Here is a 22,450-nt window from a genome sequence, read left to right as displayed (position 1 = left end):
GTCGTGAGAGAGGTGGGTCGAGGTGACAGAGCAGAACCGGGCAGGCGGCGACGGTCTGGCCTCCGGGGAGAAGGACCAGCTCGTGTATGCGCTGGAGACTCGCTTTGCGCCGCACCTCGAAGGGGCGGCGGCTGCCGTCCGGGAGGCTGAGCGTGGACTGGATGAGGCGCAGGCGCGGCTCGAGCAGGCGGAGCATGCGGCCTCGAGCGAGCGCTACACCTCCGACCCGCTCGTGTTCATGCGCGCCTCGGTGACCGAGGAGGTCGAGGGGATGGAGCGCAAGACCACCCCGAAGAAGCTGCGCACCTCTTATCGCTTCCTCCTCGACCGGGCCGTGGAGCTCGCCGGCGCCGAGGTGCAGCGCCATCATGACGACCTCGACGCCGCTCACCGGGAGCGAGAGGACGGGCTCGAGGCGCGTCGTGCAGCCGTCGCCCGGGCCGAGGCGACACTGGCGGAAGCGCGGGCCATGCAGGATCGCGTCCTGTCCGCCGAACAGTCAGCGCGGCGCGGGCTGGGTGTGATGGTGGAGAAGCTCAGCGATTCGTAGCAGCGTTCGCACCCGAGCGGTGCGCCTCGAGCGTGCTCAGCCCCGGCGGCGGTGGTACTCGACGAAGGCGAAGCCGTCGCGGGTGTCGCGCGAGACCTCGACCCACTCGCTCGTGTCGATCCGGGGGAACATGACGTCACCGTCGGGCTCGAGGTCGACCTCGGTGATGAGCAGCCGGTCTGCGAGAGGCATCGCGAGCTCGTAGATCTGTCCGCCGCCGATGACAAAGACCTCGTCGCCGCCACGACCGCCGGCCGCGAGGTCGAGCGCGACCGGCATTGAGCCGGCGACCTCGACACCGTCGTGGCGCCAGTTGCGGCTGCGGGTGATGACGATCGAGCGCCGACCCGGCAGCACCCGCCCGATCGAGTCGAAGGTCGCCCGTCCCATGACCATCGGGTGGCCCATGGTGGTGCGCTTGAAGAAGGCGAAGTCCTCGGGGATCCGCCACGGCATGTCGCCGTCGGCCCCGATGACGCGGTTGCGGGCGACCGCTGCGATGAGGGTGATCCGTGAGTCGGCTGCCGAGCGGGCCATCAGACGGCGATCGGTGCGGGGATGTTCGGGTGGGCCTCGTAGCCGACCAGCTCGAAGTCCTCGAGCTCGTACTCGTCGATGGCAGGGCGCGGGCTGATCTGCATCGTGGGAAGGGGGAGCGGCTCACGGGTTAGCTGCAGCCGCGCCTGGTCGACGTGGTTCGAGTACAGGTGGGCGTCGCCGAGCGTGTGGACGAAGTCGGCCGGGTCGAGGTCGCAGACCTGCGCGACCATCATGGTGAGCAGCGCATACGAGGCGATGTTGAACGGTACGCCGAGGAAGACGTCGGCGGACCGCTGGTAGAGCTGGCACGACAGCCGGGCCCTGCCGCCGGGCTCCGCCGGTGGGGCCACGTAGAACTGGAACATCGTGTGACACGGGGGGAGCGCCATGGAGTCGACGTCGGCGACGTTCCACGCGGAGACGATGTGCCGACGGCTGTCCGGATTGGATCGGATCGACTCGATAACCTTGGCGATCTGGTCGACGTGCCCGCCGTGCGGGGTCGGCCACGAGCGCCACTGGTACCCGTAGACCGGGCCGAGGTCGCCGTTCTCGTCGGCCCACTCGTTCCAGATCCGGATGCCGCGCTCCTGCAGCCACCGCACGTTGGTGTCCCCGCGCAGGAACCACAGCAGCTCACCGATGATCGAGCGCAGGTGCAGCTTCTTCGTCGTCAGCACCGGGAAACCCTCGGTCAGGTCGAAGCGCATCTGGTAGCCGAACACCGAGCGCGTCCCCGTCCCCGTCCGGTCCGACTTGTCCACGCCATGGGTGAGGACGTGGTCGAGCAGATCGAGGTACTGACGCATGTGACCTGACGCTACCTGACGCCCGACGACGTCCGTTCGCAGCACGGTGCCCCCTCGATTGTCACCGCGTTCGCACGCAGGTGGTTGTCGGAGAGCGTCGATCGTTTCCTGTCAATAGGACCGATCTGGCGTCGACCGTTCGCCGTTTCGGTCCAATTTGGAAGAAGTGGCGGGCCCCAGCGTTGAGTCGCCGGGCTGCCGGGGACGCTCGCGGGCCGACGGTACCCTGTCCGGTATGCCCTCGACCTCACCGTTCGGACGTGTCATCAGTGCCATGGTCACCCCGATGCGCGAGAACGGTTCGGTCGACCTGGACGCCGCCCAGCGCCTCGCGACCTGGCTCGCCGACCAGGGCCACGATGGCCTCGTCGTCAACGGCACGACCGGTGAGTCGCCGACGACGACCGACCGCGAGAAGGCCGACCTCGTCCGCGCCGTCCTCGACGCCGTCGGAACCCGGATCAAGGTCACCGCAGGCGTCGGGACCAACGTCACCGCGCATACCATCGAGCTCGCCCGCCAGGCCGAGCTGACCGGCGCACACGCGGTCCTCGTCGTCACGCCGTACTACAACAAGCCGCCGCAGGCGGGCCTGGTCGCGCACTTCCGCGCCGTCGCCGACGCGACCCAGCTGCCGGTCATGGTCTACGACATCCCCGGCCGGTCTGGCGTCCCGCTCGCCAAGGACACCCTCCTCGCGCTCGCCGAGCACCCCGGCATCCAGGCGGTCAAGGACGCCAAGGCCGACTACTGGCAGGCGTCCTCGATCATGGACCAGACCGACCTGCTGTGGTTCTCGGGCGACGACGCGGCGAACCTCCTGCACTTCGCGAACGGCGCCTACGGCATCGTCGGCGTGACCTCACAGGTCGCGCCGCTCTGGTACGCCGAGATGGTCGCCGCCGCGCGGGCCGGCGACTTCGCCCGCCTCCGCGAGATCCACCGCGCGCTCGCCCCGCTCGTCGAGGCCGTCATGACCCGCACCCAGGGTGCCATCGCCGCCAAAGCCGGTCTCACCCATCTCGGGGTCATCCCGGGCGGACACGTGCGCCTTCCGCTGATCCCCGCCACCGAGGATGAGTATGCGGCGGTCGCCTCCGCGCTCGACGCCCTCGGTGCAACGACAGTTCCCTCGGTGGCCGCCGAGCAGACCGAACCCTCTGGAGAACCCACCGCATGAGCCACCCGCACTTCGATCTCGACGTCCCACCGCCGCTGAAGGACGGAGCCGTCCGGATCGTGCCGCTCGGTGGGCTCGGCGAGATCGGCCGCAACATGATGGTGCTCGAGCACCGCGGCCAGCTGCTCATCATCGACTGCGGGGTGCTCTTCCCCGACGACGACCACCCGGGCATCGACCTGATCCTGCCGGACTTCCGCTTCCTGGAGGACCGCCTCGACGACGTCCAGGCGATCGTCCTCACCCACGGCCACGAGGACCACATCGGCGGCGTGCCGTTCCTGCTCCGGCTCAAGCCCGACATCCCGCTCATCGGCTCCCAGCTGACGCTCGCGCTCGTCGAGGCCAAGCTCAAGGAGCACAAGATCCGGCCCTACACGCTCGCGGTGAAGGAGGGCGACATCGAGCGGCTCGGCGGGTTCGAGACCGAGTTCATCGCCGTCAACCACTCCATCCCCGACGCGCTCGCCGTCATGGTGCGCACTTCGGGCGGGACGTTGCTGCACACGGGCGACTTCAAGATGGACCAGCTGCCGCTCGACGGGCGGATCACCGACCTTCGGGCGTTCGGGCGGATGGGCGAGGAGGGGGTCGACGTCTTCCTCACCGACTCGACCAACGCCACCGTGCCGGGCTTCACGACGCCCGAGATCGAGATCGCCCCGGCCATCGACAAGGTCTTCCGGCACGCCAAGCGGCGGATCGTCGTCGCGTGCTTCGCCTCGCACGTGCACCGGGTGCAGCAGGTGCTCGACGCCGCGGCGAAGGCCGGGCGCAAGGTCGCCTACGTCGGTCGCTCGATGGTCAAGAACATGGGCATTGCGGCGGACCTGGGCTATCTCAACGTGCCACCCGGGGTTGTCGTGGACCTCAAGGCCATCGACGACCTGCCGGACGACGACGTTGTCCTCATCTGCACCGGGTCCCAGGGTGAGCCCATGGCGGCGCTGGCTCGGATGGCCAACCGGGACCACCGCATCGACATCGGCGTCGACGACACCGTGATGCTGCTCTCGTCGGCCATCCCCGGCAACGAGAGCTCGGTGTGGCGGGTGATCAACGGGCTCATGCGGCTCGGAGCGACTGTCGTCCACAGTGGGTCCGCACGCGTGCACGTGTCCGGGCACGCGAGCGCCGGTGAGCTGCTCTACGCCTACAACATCGTCAAGCCGAAGAACGTCGTGCCGGTGCACGGCGAGTGGCGTCACCTGCGCGCCAACGCCGACCTCGCCATCCAGACCGGCGTCGGGCACCCACACGTCGCCGTCGTCGAGGACGGGATGGTCGTCGACCTCGAGGACGGGCGGATCTCGGTCGCCGGGGTCGTTCCGGCGGGGTATGTCTATGTCGACGGGTCCTCGGTGGGGGAGGCCGACGAGGCGCTGCTCAAGGACCGCAAGATCCTGCGCGACGAGGGCTTCATCTCCGTCATCGCTGTCGTGGACTCGGTCAGCGGCAAGGTCGTGGCCGGTCCGGAGATCTTCGCGCGCGGCTTCGCGCTCGACGACGGCGTCTTCGACGAGATCCGGCCCAAGGTCCTCACCGCGCTCGAGGATGCCGTCGCGGGCGGAGTCACCGACACCCACCAGCTCCAGCAGGTCATCCGCCGCACGATCGGCAGCTGGGTCGGGCGCCGGATCCGGCGTCGGCCGATGATCCTGCCGACCGTGATCGAGGCCTGAGCCCGGGCGCCGTTTCCTGTCAATTGGACCGAAACGGCGAGCGGTCGGGCGGGCGCCCGCGTCGGGGAGAGCCGAGGTCACCCGTGGTGCGCGTGTGCTCCCTGGGATGTGTGTGACATCTGAGTAGGCTGCGCACCATGGCCACTCGTGCGTCTACACCTCGCCGTGCTCCCGCCCGGGGTTCCGCCGGCACGTCGTCAGCCGCCCGAGGCTCGACGTCCCGCGGAGGTCGCGGCACCTCGGGGTCGCGGTCGACCGGCCGCAAGCCCGCGGCCCGCAAGAGCACCAAGAACGCCAAGGGCGGCGGCCTTCCGATGCCGCTGCGGGCCCTTCGCTCGACGTGGATGGGGGTCGCGCACACCGCCGGGGGAGCGGTCCGTCGGGTCGGCTCAGCCGGCTCCGACCTCGAACCCGAGCACCGCCGCGACGGCCTCGGCCTCCTCTTCATCGCCCTCGCCATCGTCGTCGCCGCCCGCGAGTGGTGGAGTCTGGCCGGCCCGGTCGGCGACGGCATCCACGCCGTCGTCGCGGGCACCTTCGGCCGGCTCTCGGTCGGCGTCCCCATCGTCCTGCTCATCCTCGGACTGCGGATGCTCCGCGCCCCGCGCACCGACGAGGTATCGGCGGCGGACAGCCGCATCCTCATCGGCCTCGGCTGCCTGACCGCTGCGGCCGCCGGTCTCGTGCACATCTCCGCCGGCGTGCCGCAGCCCCCCGACGGCGCCACCGGCATGCGCGCCGCGGGCGGCATCGTCGGCTTCCTTGCCTCGGACCCGCTCGTCCTCGGCTTCACGACGAACGGCGCGATCCCGCTGCTCGTCCTGCTGGGTGTCTTCGGGCTGCTCGTGCTCTTCGCGACGCCGGTGCACAAGATTCCGCACCGCTTCGGCCAGCTGCGCACCTTCATCGAGCACGGCCGCGCCGGTCTGGCCGCCGAGCGCGAGGCTCGCGAGGCCGCGGCGTCCGGATCACAGACGGGTCCGAAGTCCCGCAGCCGCAAGACCCGCGAGGACGACACCGGACCGCGCGCCGGCGACGAGGCCTACGAGCAGGCCGCGATCGTCGAGCGCCCCGGAGCCGGCGCCCGGATCAAGGCGGGCCTGCGCAAGGCGAAGGGGCAGGGGGAGTCTCCCGCGCATACCGCCGGCTCGCAGAAGGAGCCGACCGAGCCGATCCCGGTCGGCGGCAAGGCCGCGAACGTTCCCGCCAAGACCGAGAAGGCCGAGCTCGTTCCGCCCCCGACGGCCCAGCTGCCGGCCCGGGTCGAGCAGCTCAGCCTCGCCGGCAACGTCACCTACACCCTCCCCGACGGCGCCGTCCTCGCGCCCGGGGCCCCGCACAAGACGCGCTCGGAGGCCAACGACCGCGTCGTCGAGGCGCTCACCGGCGTCCTCGACCAGTTCGACATCGACTGCCAGGTCACGGGATTCATGCGCGGGCCGACGGTCACCCGCTACGAGCTCGAGCTGGGCCCGGGCGTCAAGGTCGAGCGGGTCACCGCGCTCTCCAAGAACATCGCGTATGCGGTGGCATCGGCCGACGTGCGCATCCTCAGCCCGATCCCGGGCAAGTCCGCGATCGGCATCGAGATCCCGAACACCGACCGCGAGAACGTCTCCCTCGGCGACGTCCTCCGCAGCCGGGCCGCGCGGGACAACCACCACCCGATGGTCATGGGCGTCGGCAAGGACGTCGAGGGCGGCTACGTCATCGCCAACCTCGCCAAGATGCCCCACCTGCTCGTCGCCGGTGCGACCGGCGCGGGCAAGTCGAGCTTCGTCAACTCGATGATCACGTCGGTCCTCATGCGGGCCACGCCCGACGAGGTGCGGATGGTCCTCGTCGACCCCAAGCGGGTCGAGCTCACCGCCTACGAGGGCATCCCCCACCTGATCACCCCGATCATCACGAACCCGAAGAAGGCCGCGGAGGCTCTCGACTGGGTCGTGCGCGAGATGGACGCGCGCTATGACGACCTCGCCCAGTTCGGGTTCCGGCACGTCGACGACTTCAACAAGGCGGTCAAGTCCGGCAAGCTCCAGCCGCTGCCCGGCTCGGAGCGCGTCCTGTCGCCGTACCCGTACCTGCTCGTCATCGTCGACGAGCTCGCCGACCTGATGATGGTCGCGCCGCGCGACGTCGAGTCCTCGATCGTGCGGATCACCCAGCTGGCCCGGGCCGCCGGAATCCACCTCGTGCTCGCGACCCAACGGCCGTCGGTCGACGTCGTCACCGGTCTGATCAAGGCCAACGTGCCGTCGCGGATGGCGTTCGCGACGTCGTCCCTCGCCGACAGCCGGGTCGTCCTCGACCAGCCGGGTGCGGAGAAGCTGATCGGCCAGGGCGACGCGCTGTTCCTGCCGCAGGGGGCGAGCAAGCCGATGCGCGTCCAGGGTGCCTGGGTCACCGAGTCCGAGATCCACACCGTCGTCGACCACGTGAAGAAGCAGCTCCAGCCGAGCTACCGCGAGGACGTCACCGTCTCGTCCGCGAAGAAGGCCGTCGAGGAGGACATCGGCGACGACCTCGACCTGCTGCTGCAGGCGACCGAGCTCGTCGTCACGACGCAGTTCGGGTCGACGTCGATGCTGCAGCGCAAGCTGCGGGTCGGCTTCGCCAAGGCCGGGCGCCTCATGGACCTGCTCGAGTCGCGTGGCGTCGTCGGACCGTCCGAGGGCAGCAAGGCCCGCGACGTGCTCGTGCGTCCCGACGACCTGCCGACGACGCTGGCGATGATCCGCGGGGACGAGGTGCCCCAGGCGGCGGAGGACACGAGCGTCGGCGTCGGTGATGAAGAGGACGACGACGGCTACGTGTCAGGCGACTACGCGGGCGACACGGCCGAGCCGGATGTCGTCGAGCGCTCCTACGGCGAGTACGACGAGGTCGAGGCGGGCTCTGGCGAGGACGCCTGGGAGCTGACCGGCCGCTGAGGCGTCGGCGATCGTGTGAGTGAACCGGTGCGATGACGCCGCTCAACTCACACGGTGTCGGCAGGACGACGGGAGATGTGGATGACACACGGCTCGTCGTGGAGAACAGCGGCACAGTTGGCGGATGAGTCTCGATGCCATCCTGCGCCGCCAGCACGGCGTGGTGTCCCACGACCAGGCCCTGGCGTCGGGCCTGACGAGCGATGCAGTGCGGTGGCGCGTCACGAGTGGTCGGTGGGAGCGGATCACGCGAGGGCTCTATCGGATTCGCCACGCGCCGTGGACCTGGGAGTCGCGGGCGCACGCGCTGGCGCTGCGCCTCGGCCCCGGGGGCGCGCTGACTCTCGAGACCGCCGCGCATCTCCATGGCGTCGAGACCCAGCAGCCACAGGTGATCACCGGCGCGATGGTCGGGCGCCAGGTCCAGCGGCTCACCGGGACCCGCGTGGGCCGGCGGCGGAGCCTCGACGTCGTCGAGCGCGGAGGCCTACCGGTGACGCCAGCCGCCACGACCGTGCTCGACCTGACCGCCCGGCCGGGCGTTACGTGGCGTGAGACCGTCCACCTCGTCGCCAGATGGGTCCATCGGGGAGTGGTGACCACCGGGCAGCTAGAGCTCGAGCTGACCCGGCTCCGCCGGCATCCGCACCGCCGCGTCATCTCGACGGCACTCGACCCCGTGGCCCACGGTGTCGAGAGCGTGCTCGAGCTTCGGTCTCTCAGGCGCGTCGTCATCGCCCACGGGCTCCCGACCCCGACCCTGCAGACCAGGGCTGTCCAGGGTGGCGCCAGGGTCAGACGCGACGCCGAGTGGGAGGCGTACGGCGTCATCCTCGAGAGCGACGGGCTGCTCGCCCACGGTGGCGAGTCGATCCACCGTGACCGCCTTCGCGACCGCCACGCCGCACGCAGCGGGCGCATCACGCTGCGGGCAGGCTACGCCGACATCGAGTTCGGTCCGTGCGAGCTCGCCGCCGACATCTACGCCACGCTGCGGACCCGCGGCTACCGCGGACGCATCGTGCCCTGTCGTCCGGCATGCGTCGCGCCGCGAGTCGACATCGCGTGAGTGAACCGGTGCCATCGCACCTCTTGACTCACACGCTGCCGCACGGTGGACGGATCGAGTCGAGCGCGAGGGAGGCGACGTACCCGGCGAAGCCCTCCTGCGCATACCGCCGGCACGTGCTGATGACCAGATCCGGTCGGTCGGCGTAGTCGACGGCGAGCACGAGCTTGCCGGCCTGTCGGATGGCCCGGGTGTGCTCCAGGTTCTCCTCGCACCAGTCCTCCGTGCACGGCTCGTCCGTCGCCTTGACGAAGAGCTCCTCCATGCCGATCCCGTCGATGGCCTCGAGGTAGCCGCGCACGACCCGCAGCTCCGGCGAGTTCTGCGGGACGACCCAGAACCCCGGCCGGCGCTCCTTGGCATAGGCGGAGATCCGGGCGATGAGCGCCACCATACGGCGCGCGAGCTCGGTCCGCGACGTCCCCGGCACGAGCGACTTGTCGATCTCCTCATAGGCGAGCGGGGTGTCGAGATAGACGCCGTCGAAGCCCGCGGCCAGGGCCCGGTCCAGGCGCGGCCGGACCGCGAGCTCCCACCAGTCCTCCTCCCAATAGCGCACGAAGTGCTCTTCGGGCCAGTCCTCCCAGCGGTTGAGGACGAGACCCTGAGGGGAGGCACGCACGGCTGCCGCCTCGGGCCGGAAGTCCTCGATCGACCCGATCTCGAAGTACGCGAGCACGACCTTGCCGCTCGCCCGCACCCGCCCGACCTCCAGACGCGAGAACCAGCTCGAGCCCGCGTCCCGGGCCAGGTCGATGACCGCCAGGTCGTGCGGGGACGCGGCGATCTCGTCCAGCCGGCCATCGGGGTAGCCCTGCAGCTGGTAGACCCAGCTGCCGACCTGCGTGGCCGCAGCCTGGCGGATCGCCACGGCGGGTTCGGTATGCGGTGGTCCGGCCTTCTCGGACCGCGCGAGTCCTCCGCCGGCGGCGAGAGCGATCAGTGTCACCCCCGCCGCCAGCACCGCCAGCAGGACGACCGTGCGAGGCATCGCGGCGCCATCCTCTACGTCGACCGTTACCTCGGCGACCTCAGGGCAGGGGCCGGGCGGTCCACGAGGACGTGGCTCCGGCCTTGAGGGTCACGACGGAGATCAGGCTGCTGCCGTAGGTGACCTGCTTCGGTCCCTGCAGCCCGGTGACCTGGACCTGTGCAGCCACCGGCGAGGTGAACCGGATGACCTTGGCGGCCGGGTCCCAGATGGCCCGCACCCGGTTCCTGCCCGCGAAATGCGCCGTGCGCACGTCGGTCGCCCCGGCGAGCGCGGTCCACGTCGGTGAGAGCAGGGGCACGGAGTAGTAGGACTCGTACTCGTCCATGACCGCGTCGGCCCAGTCGAACGCCAGGGTCCGGCCGCCGCCGTAGTCGTGCAGGTTCGGGATGTGCATCGTGTTGCTGTACATCGAACCCATCGCGATGCGGTGCAGGACGCCGGTGCTCTCGTGGTCGATGACCTGCTCGTAGGTCTGGTCCACCGGCCAGTAGGGGAACTTGCCGTTGGGGCCGTAGAACCAGTTGTAGAACGCCGTCTCCTGCGCCGGGGTGGAGCTGAAGTAGGCGATGTTGGTCGGCCAGTCCGGCACGATCTTGACCCGGGTGTCCATCGGGTGCGCGATGTTGCAGTTGAAGCAGGCCGGCACGTGGCTCGCGAACGACATGTTGCCGTGGAGGTAGCGCGAGCCGGTGTCGTTCGCCGCCCGGATCAGGTTCGGGTTCGAGGCCATCAGCCCGTAGTCGGTCGGCGGGTCGATGTCGTTGGTGGGGTCGGGGTGGTAGACCCCGAGGCCTGAGTACTCACCGGTCTTGAGCACCGAGTTCGGCGCGCCGAGCCCGAGAGCCGTGGACACCTGACGGTTGCGGGTGATCTCGTTGCGGGTCGTCCGGTAGTCGGTGAAGTTGAGCTTCGGGTGGCTGAAGGTGTGGTTGATCCACTCCACGTCGGACTTGATGCACAGGGAGGCGGCCACGAGGGCGCTCTCCCCGCCGCCTGCGCAGCTCGCCACCGTCGAGGTGTTGACACCCTCGCCGTTGTAGGCCAGGGACAGCCGGAACTGACTGCCGAGCGGGTGCGCCGTCCGCAGCGCGTTCTGGGCCGACCTGATGTTGAGGGCGTCGTCGCCCGTCATCCGGAAGCCGTCAGGGTCCAAGGTGAGGTCCTCGAGCATCAGGTCGCTGGAGTTGAAGAAGTCGTCGATGTCGAGCTTGAGGAAGTGCCGCTGCTCGCCGAGGAACACCCCCCGGCTGGCCCACCGGAACATCCCGTAGGTCAGCAGGTGGGCCTGCATGAGGTGCTCGTTGCTCGAGAAGCTCAGCGCGACCTGTTCGCGACCGTCGGGGGTGACCATCGTCGAGCCGAGCACGTCGGAGCCGGAGACCAGGACCGGCTCGGCCGAGCAGCCCGGTGCCACCTCGTTGCGGTACACCCAGGACAGCTGGACCGGAATCTGGGCCGCGGGGTTGAGGTAGTCGAAGATCTGCGTCCCGCGCGGGGTCAGGGTCGCGGTGATCCCGGCCTCGTCGACTCCGCCCTCGCTGCGCGAGCGCAGGCACGTCTCCTCCGGCCACGTGCCGTAGCTGCCGAACAGGGTCGCCTGGCGCACCGCATACTCACGCTCGTAGTCCCAGAGCGTGTTCCACTCGGTCGTGTCCAGTCCACTCACCCACGAGCCGCCGGCGTCGTGCAGCAGACCCGTGCTCGTGAGGAGGACGGCGTTGTAACGGCCGACCCCGTCGGCTCCCACGAGCATCTCGCGCGTCAGGGGCGTCGAGGCGACGTTGACGACGTCGTATGCGGCGCCCACCCGGTCGAGCATCGCGACCCATGGGGGGAGGGCCAGGTCGGCGCCGTCGACCGCGAGGACGAGGGCACGCAACTCGACGCGCTTGGTGGGCGCCACGGGCGCGGCCGCTGCGGTCAGAGACTGCAGCGTCGGCGCCGGTTCGGCGGTCGTCGAGTCGGAGGTGCTCGTCGTGGAGTCGAGCGGCACCCTGCCCGTCTTGACCGGGAGCGGCTCGGGTTCGGTCTCGACGGCCGGCGGCTCGACCGGGATCGGCTCCAGCACGACGTCGCCGGAGTCACCCCCCGGGGGCGCCTCGGCGACGGCACCGGTGGGGAAGACGAGAGCGAATGGAAGGGCGAGGGCGAGAGGAGCCAGCAGCAGCCGGCGCGCGGTGGTGGTCACGGGGTCACTCCTTGGACGTGTGCGGGATCAGGGGGCCAGCGGGGCTGCGTAGGCGACGGGGGCAGGTGCGGTGGGTGCGGTCGACGTGGTCGCCGCCACGGCCGCGGGGTCCGATCTCCCGGCCTCGCCCTCCCTGGCGTTGAGGCCGCTCGTGGAGTACCACTGCCACGTGCGGCGCACGCCCTCCGGCAGCTCGATGCGAGGGACGTGCCCGGTCAGGCGGTAGAGGAGGGAGGTGTCGGGGCACCGTCGACTCACCGAGCCGTCGGGGCCCTGGAGCACCTGCAGTGGAGGGTCGACACCGACCGCGGAGAGCACGATCCGGGCGAGATCGATGATGTGCGTCTCCGCGGTCGTGCCGATGTGCACGATGCGTCCCGTCGCGCGCGGGGTCCGCATGAGGCGGACGACCGCCTCCACGGCGTCGTCGACGTAGCAGAAGGCTCGGGTCTGGTCGGCGCCCCAGACCCGGAACGGCGTCTCGCCGGCCGCCGCGCGGGCGAGCATCTCGGGGACGACGTGGCTCATGCCCATGCGCGGGCCGTAGACGTTGTGGAACCGTCCGGTGACCCAGTCGAAGCCGCGTGCGGCACCGGCGTGGGACAGCGCGGCCTCGCCCCACAGCTTGCTCACGGCATAGGCGGCGCGGGGAGCCGTGGGCTTGTCGACCACGACCATCGCGCTCTCGGCGGTCGGGACGGGGACGATGCCGTGAGCGACGCCGCCGGCATAGACCTCGCTGGTGGAGGAGTAGAAGACGCGGGCCTTTCGGGGCACCCAGTCGATCAGGTTGAGGGTGGCGAGGGTGTTGACGCGCATACAGCGCAGCGGGTCCTGCTCGACGTTGCGGACTCCGACGACCGCGACGAGGTGGTAGACCTCGTCCCAGTCCTGGCCGAGGAGGACCCAGGGGTCCGGGCGGGTGAGGTCGGCCGAGACCAGCCGTGCTCCGGACCGCTCGAGGTCCGCGATCGCCGCGTCGCGCGTGCCGCGCGAGAAGTCGTCGACGATCGTCACGCGACGTCCGTCGCGCAGCAGCCGCGCCGCGAGGTGGGCGCCGATGAAGCCGGCACCGCCGAGGATCAGGTTGTTCATGCCGGCACCTCCGCACTCTCCGTGGAGAGGCGCGTCGTCAGCGAGGGCCGGACGGAGTGGCCGTTCGTCGGATCAGCGGCTCCGGGGCGCGACCTCCGGTCCCTGGCTCCGGCCCGGTGCCCCACGCTGGCGTAGGCGATTCCGGCCCCGGTGAGCATGGGCTCGTCGAGGATCCGCCAGACGTCGTAGACGAACGAGGGAGGGCCGTCGGGCGAGAGGCTCTCGAGGTCGAGACTCCGGTAGAGCGGATGGTCGGTCACGACGACGACCCCGTCGACGCCGCGGAGGGTGGCCTCGAGCCCGCCGGGCTCCCCGCCGAGCTCTCGGATGATCGGGTCGGGCACGAGCGGGTCATGGCCGAGCACCCGGACGCCGGCTGCGAGCAACGGCGGCACGAGCGTCTCGACGGCGGTGCCGCGCACGTCGTCGGTGGGCGGGGTGCCCTTGCAGGCCCACCCGAGCACCGCGACGGTTCCCCCGGTGGTGGAGCCACGGGACTCGTGCAGCAGCCGCAGGACCTGCAGCGCGATGTGACGCGGCAGCTCCTCGTTCACCTGGCGGGCGGCCCGGACCATCGGCGTGCTGTAGCCGGGGGTGCAGCCCATCAGGATGTGGGGGTCCTTGGTCAGGCAGGCGCCTCCGACGAAGCCCGGCCGGGACAGGTCGGGTCGCGGGTAGTCGAGGTTGCAGGCCGCGATGACCTCGAGGGGGTCCACCCCGTGCTGGCCGGCGATGAGGGCGACCTCGTTGCCGAACCCGTAGATCAGGTCGGTGTGCGCGTTGTTGGTGAGCTTGACCATCTCGGCCGCGTCGGTCGACGACACGGGGACGACGGTGCTGGAGATCTGCTCGAACAGCGCCGCTCCCGCCTCCAGGCTCCGCTCGTCGATCCCGCCGACGACCTGCGGCAGCTCGACGATCTCGCGCAGGGCCTGGCCCTGGATGGTGCGTTCTGGCGCCATGCAGAGCAGCGGACGCCCCCAGGCCTCCTGCAACAGGGGATGGACCATCGTGCGCGTCGTCCCGATCGGGACGGTGCTGCGGACCACGACGAGGGTGTCCCGCGGACAGCGCTCCGCGACCGAGGCGGTGGCGGCCAGCAGGGGTCCGAGGCGCACCTCGTGGCGCTTGTCGATGCTCGTGTTGACCGCGATGAACACCGCGTCGTAGCTCCGGACCGGCAGCGTCTCGTCGACGTGCACGGTGGTGCCCAGGCAGTCCTCCAGCGTCTCCTGGACCCCGGGCTCCTGGAGGTGCAGCCGACGCGACCTCACGCCCTCGAGGACGACGGGCGAGGTGTCGACCCCGTAGACGGTGTGCCCGGCGCGGGCCAGCGCGGCGGTGAGGGTCAGGCCGACGTAGCCGAGCCCGATGACTCCGACGGTGAGTGTCATGATGCGTCCTTCTGGTGTGGTGAGGCGATGGATGCCGAGGTGGCGGCCGCCGGCTGATGATGGCTGTCGGCCCAGATCTCGCGGAGCGAGTCGAGGAGGGTGCGTCGGGGGGTCCAGCCGAGGCTCTCGGCGGCCAGGGCGATGTCGGCCTGCATCCACCCGACGCCGGCCGAGCGGGACGGAGCGGGGCCGTCCTCGCGGATCGTGCCGCGCCATCCGGCAAGCTCGGCCAGGAGAGTGACGACCTCACGGACGGCGATGGCCCGCCCGGAGCCGATGTTGACCACCGCGGGAGGCGGGCCCGGGACGAGTGCGGCCGCGATCGCGGCCGAGGCGACGTCCTCGGCGTCGACGAGGTCGCGCCACGTGGTCAGCGGGGCGGTCACGATCTCGTCGGCTCCCTCCACCTGGGCGTTGCGGATGCGCGCCGCCACCTGGCCGACGAGGCTGGGCCCGTGGCCACCGGCCCCGACGGGGTTGAAGACCCGCAGGGTCGTGCCGCTCACCGGACCGCGCAGGGACGCCGCCCTGAGCAGGTGGGTGGCCGCGAGGTGACTGGCTCCGTATGCCGTCACCGGCCACGTCGCATGGGTCTCGCGGACGGACTCACCCCAGGTGACCGGCCCGTACTCGCCTGCGGATCCGAGCCGGACGAGCCGGACCGGCCGTCCGAGGCCGCCCAGCGCGTCGAGAAGGGTCGCGACGGCGCCGGCATGTGCGGCCACGAGCTCGGACGCGGTCCCGTCGAGACGCCCGGTGCACATCAGCACCACGTCGGGTGCCATGCGATCGAGCGACTGCGATATCGGCTGGACCCCGGCATCGAGATCGAGCTCCGTGCGGGTCGGCGTGAGCACCTCGTCGACGCTCGGCTCGGACCGCGCCGCGGTGGCCACGTGCGACCCGAGGAATCCGTGGGCCCCGAGGACCAGGACCCGGGTCACTGTGTCACCAAGGCTTCGCGCGCCGACGCCGGTCGAGTTCCGTTGGAGTGCGCCGAGGGGAAGGTCGCGGCGGCCGGTGTGGCGAGGACCGCCGCAGCCCCCTCCTGCGGGCACGGGTCCGAGGGTCCGGCAGCGGCGGCGAGCGGCTCGGGCAGGAGCATGGGACGCAGCTCGTCGTAGCAGGAGTTGACCCCGTCGTAGTCGCTCGGGCGCCCGATGTCGCGCCACAGCCCCGTGTAGGGGAAGCACGCCGGGTAGTCCTGGCGCTCGATGAGATCGAGGATCAGCTCGTCGGCGCCGCACGGCGTCCCCGGCTGGTAGCGGTCGAGCAGGGAGCGCGACATCGCATACACGCCCATGCTCACGTGGTAGGTCAGGCGGGGCTTCTCGGTGAAGCCGCAGATGCGCTGTTCCCACAGGTCCAGCACCCCGAACTCCACCTGGTGCTCGGTGACGTGGGTCGCCACGGTCAGCGGTGCACCGGAGGCGACGTGGCCGGTCAGCAGGTCGCCGAACGGCAGGTCCGTGAGGATGTCGCCGTTCATCACGAGGAAGTGCTCGGGCAGCCGGTCCTTGAGGGAGAACAGCGGCCCGAAGGTGCCGAGCGGCTCGGTCTCGGTCGCGTAGTCGACCTCCAGACCCCACTCGGAGCCGGCGCCGACGTACGCCTGGATCAGGTGCCCGAGGTGGTGGATGGCCAGCGTCGCCGAGGTGAACCCCTGCCGGACCAGCTGGGCGAAGATGACGTCGAGCATCACCTCGTGGTCGCCGAGCGGGACCAGTGGCTTGGGCAGGGCGGTGGTATAGGGCCGGAGTCGAATTCCCTTGCCTCCGGCGAGGATCACTGCGTGCATGGACGAACCCCTGTCAGGTGAGAGTCGGTCTGGTCGGTGGTGGATCGGTCGGTGGTCGGTGGGTGGATCGGTCGGTGGGTGCATGGTCGGTCGTGGTCGTGGTCGTGGTCGTGGTCGTGGTCGGGTGGAGGTGGTCGGAGTGGTGTCATCGGAAGCGGTCGACCGGTCGGCGGAGGAGGCCCACCGTGACGGCGACGAACAGCAGGCCCGCCGCGATCACGAACGCCAGAGCCGGCGAGGCGCGCATCGCGCCCCAGGCGGTGCTCTCGACGACGACGCCGCCGGTGAAGGCGGCGGCCAGCCACACCTGGGCTCCGCTGTTGGCCAGCACGAGGCAGACGAGGTATGCGGCGGCCAGCGGCACCGTCGCCGCCGCCACGAGCACGCCTGTGGTCGTGAGGAGGTCGGCGTCGTGCAGGAGGAGCAGCACGCCGGCTCCTGCCAGCGCCGCCACGGCGGCGCACGCGAAGGCCTCCCGGTGCGTGAGGAGGGCCCGGCGCCGGCGGAACTCGGCCGGGCTGTGCAGCGTCGCCAGCTCCCGGCGCAGGCGTGCCGACAGTGAGCCGCCACGCCACTCGACGAGGCCCATGGTGAGGAAGAGGCCCGCCAGCGCGAGCGGGGACCCGTCTCCGGCCCTGAGCAGTCCGGCCTGCGGGATCAGCAGGAACGCCACGCTCGCCATGCCGTACCAGAGGACGGGCCCGAGTCCGGGTGCGAGCAGGAGGGGTGCCGTGACGTGGTGGCGGCGAAGCGCGCCGCCCGCCAGGAACAGCACGAGGGCGGCGACGGTGAAGGCGCCGAGCACCCAGGTCGAGGGCACGGCGAGGGGGTCGACGAGGTTGGCGAGTCCGAGGGTGCCCTGGACGACCAGGACGAGGAGCAGCTCGGCGCGGCGGCGGAGGAAGAACAGCAGCGTCGTGCCGAGCTGGGCCAACGTCACCGAAGCGGTCACCACACCGACGACGGGAGGGGCTCCGGCGAGGGCGAGGGTCGCACCGGCCACGGCGCCGGCGCCCGCGCCGACGAGTACCGACCTGCGGAGGTGGTCCTCGGCAGCGGTGCGTCCGGCGTCGGACATCACGCCGTAGGCGCGCCAGGTCGCCAGGACCGCCCAGAGCCATCCCACGGCCGCCCCGACAACGAGGGACAGGGCGGCGTGGGTGACGCCGACGAGGTCGAGCAGTGCCGGCATGCACAGGGCGGGGAGAAGGTAGATGACCCCGTGTCCGACACTGCTCGCCCCGCCGGCGTCGTCCTCATCCGCGACTCCGTCCGATCGACGGGTCGGGGCCGGTGCCGGGAGGAGTCCGGGGTGAACGGCCCCCGCGTCGTGCTCGGAGTAGGGAGCCCGCAGCGTCCGGGCGAGGGCGAAGACGTCCGGGTGGCCGTAACGGTCCCTGGCCAGGTCGTCGGTGATACCCGAGGACTCCAGCACCGCCGCGACGTGGAGGGTGTCGACGGACGAGGCGAGCGTCGGGGCCATCCGGTCCAGCAGCTCGTCGACCTCGCCCGGCGTCTCCGCCCGTTTCGCGTCTGGGTGCGTAGGGTGCGGCTGAGTCGTTCGCGGCTGGGTGGTCTGTGGCCGGGTGACTCTCGGCTGGGTGGTCACGACGTCGTCACCTCCGCAGGGGCGGGCTGGACCGTGGTTCCGTCACCCTGGGAGGTGACCAGTGCATACAGGTCGGCGTAGGCGGTCGTCCACCGCTCGACGGTGAACCGGTCCCGCACCCGCAGCCGGGCGCGGGCCCCCATCCGGGCGCGCTGCTCGTCGTCCTCGAGGACCGCGCGCAGCGCGTCGCCGAGCGCATCCGGGTCCTGGGGCGGCACGACGACTCCCGCGTCGCCGACGGCCTCGGCGACGCCGCCGACGTTGGTGCACACGACGGGCCGGCCGCACGCCATGGCCTCGACGATCGAGAAGGGGAAGCCCTCGGAGATGCTCGAGAGCGCGACCACCGACCCGCTGTGGTAGGCGTCGAACGGCTTGCGGGTCGGTCCTTCGAACGCGACCCGGCTCTGCATCCCGAGATCGCTCGCGAGGTCCTGACAGTCGCGCAGGTAGGCCTCCTGCCCGACCGGGGCGGCCCCGAAGATCCTCAGCCGGGAGCCAGGGACGGTGCGGTGCACGGTCGAGAAGGCACGCACGAGGGTGCGGACGTCCTTGACCGGGTCGATCCTCCCGAGGAAGCTCACGGTCGGCTCGTCCGGCTCCGCGGTGGCCACCGGGAAGTCGGCGAGCGCGACGCCGTTGTACATCGTGTGCATGCGGTCCGGATCGGCCCCGCAGAGCAGCTGCCAGCGGCGGTTGTAGTGGGAGTGCGGGGCGATCGCGGCCGCCACCTGGTACGACGCGGCGGAGAGGAGCCGGTAGAAGTTCAGGCGCAGGAAGCGCACCGCGGAGGTCAGCGGCGCGTCGCCCTCGAGGAGATAGCGCTCCCGGAGGTAGGTGCCGTGCTCCGAGAGCACGACCGGCGTCCCCCGCTCCCAGTGCGCGGTCATCCCGACGAGCATCGAGGGTCCGTTCATCGAGGCGTGCACGACGTCGCTGTCGACGGGCGGCTCCTGCAACGGCCTGAGCAGGTGCTCGAGCAGGTCACCCCAGTCCAGGGCGTCCTTGAGGGTCAGCGGCTCACCGGTGCGGTCCTCCCAGGCCGTGCCGAGGATCTCGACCGCCCGGTCCCCGGTGAACAGGCCCGCGGTGCTGCCCCGCTCGCGGATCCCCGCACCGATCCGCCGGAGTGCGCCGAGGAACGTCCCCACCCCGGCGCGGGCGAGGACCGGCTGGGTGGGGAGCGGCTCGACCAGGGCGGCGCACAGGTCGACCAGTGCGCCCTCGAGCCCGGGATCGAGCCGGCCCCGCCCTCGCGGCGACGGTGTCCACAGCGGGATGGTGCGCACCCGCGTGAGCGAGGGGGGCGCGGGCCACATCGGCTGTGCGGAACCGTCGACGGTCAGCGCCACGAACTCGAACTCGTGGCCGTCGAGGCCGCTCATGAGCTGGTCGCACCAGACGCTCACCCCGCCCATCGCGAACGGGTAGGTGCCCTCGGAGACGAGTGTGACGCGCATGGGAGCCGTTCCCCGGACTGGGGATCGGCGTGGCGGTGTGGTCACGGCAGCCTCCGGCATCGATGGCCGGGGTCCGGGGCCGAGCTCCGCCACAGGACCGGACGAGCCGGTCGGCAATGGCACTGACCAGCACCGTAGGCGTCTCCGATGATCCCTGACAAGGGCCTTGGACCGGGTAAAAGGTCCCTAGTCAGGTCGACCGGGCCGGGGTTATACCTGACATCCAGGGACGAGAGTCCTGGGACGAGCCGTCAGGGGGGCGCGTCGCACGAGACGACGACGAAGGGCAGTCCGATCCGCCATGAACGACCCCTGTGAGGACGAGTTCATCGCCCTCCTGCTGAACCTGGCGACGCTGCGGGCGAACGAGAACGGACAGCGGTGCGTGGTCGCTACCCTGCTGGGTCCGGGACTGGCGCTCTTCGGCGCCGACGGGGGGACAGTGCTCCTCGCCGATGCCGAGGGCGGCCTCGAGGTGGCCGGAGCCGCGAGTCAGCGTTCCCAGGCGGTCGCCGTCGCCGGGTTGCGGCACGGCGGGCCGGCCGGAATGGCCCACCGCGGCCTGCACGTGGTCTCGTTCGTCGCCGACGATGTCCGTCGTTGGCCGGAGTACGCGCGGGCGGCGCAGGCTCAGGGGGTCCGCCTGATCCATGCGGTGCCGATCGAGGCCGACGGCTGCAGGCTCGGAGTGTTCACCCTGCACTGGCTGACCGACGTCGAGCTGAGCTACGAGGACGAGCTGCGCGCCCAGTCGCTGGCCCGGATGGCCGCGGTCGGACTGGTGAACGGGCGGACCCTGGAGGCCGAGCACCGTCTGGCCACGCAGCTGCAGTGCGCTCTGGACAGCAGGGTCGTCCTCGAGCAGGCGAAGGGGATGGTGGCCGTGCGCGCCGGCATCGACCCGGGGCGAGCGTTCGAGCTCATCCGGTCGGACGCCAGGGACAGCGGGCGCCCCCTGAGCCAGGTGGCCGAGGACATCGTCCGCGGCATCGCGCCGTTGAGCGGGGCGGCCCCGATGTCCGCCGCCGGACCGTCGCCAGAGAGTCGCACCAGACGCTCGCGCCGGTATCGGCCGACCCTGGCGACGGCGTCGCGCCCCGCCGCCCGGGATGCGCGGCCCCGCAAGACGACATCGCGTGACTGAACCGTCGCGATAGCCACGCTTGACTCACACGGTGTCGCTCACCTGCGCGTGCGGGGCGTCGGCGGGCACCGGGTCCGCGGGAGCGGCCTGCGTCAGGGCCTCCTCGATCTCGGCGACGAACTCCTCGATCTCGTCGTTGCCGAGGACGGGGCCGCCGGCGACCAGCCGATCAGCGCCGAGCAGGATCGCCGAGGACGTGCCGGGCATCGTCAGCGCCTGGAAGGCCTTGCCCGCCGGGTCGTAGAACAGCCGCTCGCGCACCCCGGCGATGTCGAGGTCCCCGAGCTGGTAGGTCTCGACGCCGAGCACCCGGACCTGCGGCAGCCGTCCGGCCCATTCCGGCAGACGTCGCCACGTCTCGTAGGTCGAGGGGCATCCACACGTGATGAACACGAGCAGAACCGGCTGCTGAGCGGCCAGCTGGAGAAGGGTGTGCGGGTCGCGCTCGGGGTCGAGCAGGATCGCATCGGGGATCGGCACGCGGACGTACTCGTCCTCGGTCGGCTCGCTCTGGTCAACCGCAGTCGCCGTCGCCCCGGACCCATCCGCGTGATCGTGGGCGTCGGCGGGCCGGTTCTTCCGGCGCCGGCTCGAGCGCTGCCTGACCTGGGAGGGCGGGGACAGCACGAACCAAGCCACGAGGACCAGGTATGCGGCGCCCAGCAGCAGCAGCCACTCCCGCGTCGTCGCGTCCGAGAAGAACGAGAAGACCGTCACGCTCTGGGCCCAGGTCATCCACCCGAAGACGGCGGCGCCGGCGAGCAGGACGGTGTTCCGCCACAGTGTCTTGGCGGTCACCCGCTGGTCGCCGATCTGGCCGAAGCAGCCGCACGAGGGCCGCGGGTCGAAGGTCATCGCCCGGGCGATGACGACCCAGTACGCCGCGAACAGCATGACCGCGGCCACGGCGGCGACGCGCGCCAGCGGCAGCCAGGGGCTGAGCATCCCGAGCGCGAGGACGATCTCCGCCGGGGGCAGGACGGCGGCCACCCACTCGGGCTTCAGGAACCCCGGCACCCGGAGCAGCCGCACCGCCGAGGCCGTCGAGGCCCGCGCCTTCAGCTTGGCGACGGCACTGACGAGCAGCACGAGCACCAACGTGATGGGCACGAGGGTCAGGGCTGCGGCGGGGTTCGACACGTCCCCCATTATCGCCGCACGTCGACGCGGAGCCTGACCAGCGCATACCCGAACGGCCCAGGCTGGCCGCGGGAGAGGTGGGCCGACCTCTGGGGCGAGAACGTGCACGGGTCCTACTCTTGAGGTATGCCTCTGCGATTCGCGGACGAGATCCAGGACGACCCCTTCGCGCAGCCGAGCATCGCCCACAAGGCGATCCGCACGGCGCGCAACCAGCCATCCGCGGTGCTGCTCTTCACCCAGTTCCTCGGCATCCTGCTCTTCCCCTTCATGCAGCCGACGACGTTCGGCCGGGTTGCGGTCTCGATCTTCGGGGCGATCGTCCTGCTCCTCGCCCTGTGGACGGTGCGCAGCACACCCGCGCTGAGCTGGGTCTCGATCGTCATCGGATTCCCCGCGGTCATCCTCGAGATCTGGGGGGCCATCGACCAGGAGAAGACGTTCGCGGTGGTCGGCGGGCACTTCCTGCTCGGGATCTTCTACTTCTACACCGCGTATGCGCTGGTCGCCTACATGTTCGAGGACCACTGGGTCACCAAGGACGAGATCTTCGCCGTCGGTGCGACCTTCACCGTCATCGCCTGGGGCTTCGCGTACATGTTCATGGCCGTGCAGTACCTCTGGCCGGGCAGCTTCGCCTCATCCTCCGGCGAGGAGATCCTCACTTGGCAGGAGATGCTGTTCCTGTCCATCTCGAACTTCACCGGCGTCGGCCTCTCGGATGTCGTGCCGGTGCTCCCGCACGCGCAGTCGCTCGTGATGATCGAGCAGATCGGCGGCGTGCTGTACATCGCCATGGTCATCTCGCGCCTGGTCGCGCTGACGGTGCTGAAGAACCGCTGACCGACGAGGGCGGGGCGGGAGT

General features: G+C 70.9%; 18 protein-coding genes. 7 read left to right on the top strand and 11 right to left on the bottom strand.

The genetic code is table 11. The features are described from left to right. The first annotated feature begins 22 nt into the window (after positions 1-22). Positions 23-550 (top strand): hypothetical protein, encoded by a 528-nt coding sequence (locus GA707_RS09545; RefSeq protein WP_152178176.1) that lies wholly within the window; start codon positions 23-25, stop codon positions 548-550. A gap of 36 nt (positions 551-586) precedes the next feature. On the opposite strand, the gene GA707_RS09540 is transcribed toward GA707_RS09545, so the two are convergent. Then, positions 587-1,087 (bottom strand): dihydrofolate reductase, encoded by a 501-nt coding sequence (locus tag GA707_RS09540; protein ID WP_152178175.1) that lies wholly within the window; start codon positions 1,085-1,087, stop codon positions 587-589. After that, positions 1,087-1,899, bottom strand: coding sequence for a thymidylate synthase (locus tag GA707_RS09535; RefSeq protein WP_152178174.1), 813 nt, complete (start codon positions 1,897-1,899; stop codon positions 1,087-1,089). Before GA707_RS09535 ends, GA707_RS09540 begins: the two co-directional genes overlap by 1 nt. A gap of 235 nt (positions 1,900-2,134) precedes the next feature. On the opposite strand from GA707_RS09535, the gene dapA reads away from it, so the two are divergent. The 4 genes from dapA to GA707_RS09515 all read left to right on the top strand — a co-directional run bounded on the left by dapA (position 2,135) and on the right by GA707_RS09515 (position 8,763). Next, positions 2,135-3,079 (top strand): 4-hydroxy-tetrahydrodipicolinate synthase, encoded by a 945-nt coding sequence (dapA, locus tag GA707_RS09530; protein ID WP_152178173.1) that lies wholly within the window; start codon positions 2,135-2,137, stop codon positions 3,077-3,079. Then, positions 3,076-4,761, top strand: coding sequence for a ribonuclease J (locus GA707_RS09525; RefSeq protein ID WP_152178172.1), 1,686 nt, complete (start codon positions 3,076-3,078; stop codon positions 4,759-4,761). Before dapA ends, GA707_RS09525 begins: the two co-directional genes overlap by 4 nt. Before the next feature lie 137 nt (positions 4,762-4,898). Beyond that, complete coding sequence (locus GA707_RS09520; RefSeq protein ID WP_152178171.1) at positions 4,899-7,694, top strand: DNA translocase FtsK; 2,796 nt, start codon at positions 4,899-4,901, stop codon at positions 7,692-7,694. 124 nt (positions 7,695-7,818) lie between these two features. Continuing rightward, positions 7,819-8,763 carry a type IV toxin-antitoxin system AbiEi family antitoxin domain-containing protein gene (locus tag GA707_RS09515; protein WP_152178170.1) on the top strand — a complete coding sequence of 315 codons (945 nt, stop codon included), beginning with the start codon at positions 7,819-7,821 and terminating at the stop codon, positions 8,761-8,763. 28 nt (positions 8,764-8,791) lie between these two features. Here the strand turns inward: GA707_RS09515 and GA707_RS09510 are convergent, their stop codons facing one another. The 8 genes from GA707_RS09510 to pelF form a co-directional block, all read right to left on the bottom strand. After that, the gene (locus tag GA707_RS09510; RefSeq protein ID WP_152178169.1) at positions 8,792-9,754 is read right to left on the bottom strand and encodes an endo alpha-1,4 polygalactosaminidase; all 963 of its coding nucleotides are present in this window, start codon (positions 9,752-9,754) and stop codon (positions 8,792-8,794) included. 40 nt (positions 9,755-9,794) lie between these two features. Beyond that, a complete protein-coding gene (locus tag GA707_RS09505) occupies positions 9,795-11,945 on the bottom strand; it encodes a hypothetical protein (protein ID WP_152178168.1) in 2,151 nt (716 codons plus the stop codon). Between the two features lie 27 nt (positions 11,946-11,972). Beyond that, a complete protein-coding gene (locus GA707_RS09500; protein WP_152178167.1) occupies positions 11,973-13,040 on the bottom strand; it encodes an NAD(P)-dependent oxidoreductase in 1,068 nt (355 codons plus the stop codon). Then, a complete protein-coding gene (locus GA707_RS09495; RefSeq protein WP_152178166.1) occupies positions 13,037-14,434 on the bottom strand; it encodes a nucleotide sugar dehydrogenase in 1,398 nt (465 codons plus the stop codon). Before GA707_RS09495 ends, GA707_RS09500 begins: the two co-directional genes overlap by 4 nt. Continuing rightward, positions 14,431-15,378, bottom strand: coding sequence for an NAD(P)-dependent oxidoreductase (locus tag GA707_RS09490; protein WP_193315253.1), 948 nt, complete (start codon positions 15,376-15,378; stop codon positions 14,431-14,433). Before GA707_RS09490 ends, GA707_RS09495 begins: the two co-directional genes overlap by 4 nt. Then, on the bottom strand, positions 15,375-16,232 hold the full coding sequence (locus GA707_RS09485; RefSeq protein ID WP_152178164.1) for a sugar phosphate nucleotidyltransferase: 858 nt from the start codon (positions 16,230-16,232) through the stop codon (positions 15,375-15,377). Before GA707_RS09485 ends, GA707_RS09490 begins: the two co-directional genes overlap by 4 nt. 145 nt (positions 16,233-16,377) lie before the next feature. Continuing rightward, entirely contained in the window at positions 16,378-17,841 is a 1,464-nt protein-coding gene (locus tag GA707_RS09480) for a hypothetical protein (RefSeq protein WP_152178163.1), read from the bottom strand. Next, the gene (pelF, locus tag GA707_RS09475; RefSeq protein ID WP_152178162.1) at positions 17,838-19,301 is read right to left on the bottom strand and encodes a GT4 family glycosyltransferase PelF; all 1,464 of its coding nucleotides are present in this window, start codon (positions 19,299-19,301) and stop codon (positions 17,838-17,840) included. Before pelF ends, GA707_RS09480 begins: the two co-directional genes overlap by 4 nt. Before the next feature lie 301 nt (positions 19,302-19,602). Here pelF and GA707_RS09470 point away from each other — a divergent pair, with 301 nt between their 5' ends. Further along, positions 19,603-20,445, top strand: coding sequence for a GAF and ANTAR domain-containing protein (locus GA707_RS09470; RefSeq protein ID WP_152178161.1), 843 nt, complete (start codon positions 19,603-19,605; stop codon positions 20,443-20,445). Positions 20,446-20,469: 24 nt separating this feature from the next. Here GA707_RS09470 and GA707_RS09465 read toward each other — a convergent pair whose 3' ends face one another. Beyond that, positions 20,470-21,585 (bottom strand): MauE/DoxX family redox-associated membrane protein, encoded by a 1,116-nt coding sequence (locus GA707_RS09465; RefSeq protein WP_193315252.1) that lies wholly within the window; start codon positions 21,583-21,585, stop codon positions 20,470-20,472. 126 nt (positions 21,586-21,711) lie between these two features. Here GA707_RS09465 and GA707_RS09460 point away from each other — a divergent pair, with 126 nt between their 5' ends. Then, entirely contained in the window at positions 21,712-22,428 is a 717-nt protein-coding gene (locus tag GA707_RS09460; RefSeq protein WP_152178159.1) for an ion channel, read from the top strand. The last annotated feature ends 22 nt before the right edge of the window (positions 22,429-22,450 follow it).

The sequence above is a fragment of the Nostocoides sp. F2B08 genome (assembly GCF_009184895.1).
Taxonomy (GTDB): domain Bacteria; phylum Actinomycetota; class Actinomycetes; order Actinomycetales; family Dermatophilaceae; genus F2B08.
Note: the sequence above shows the minus strand (reverse complement) of the source record. Positions and strands in the feature narration are given on the sequence as shown.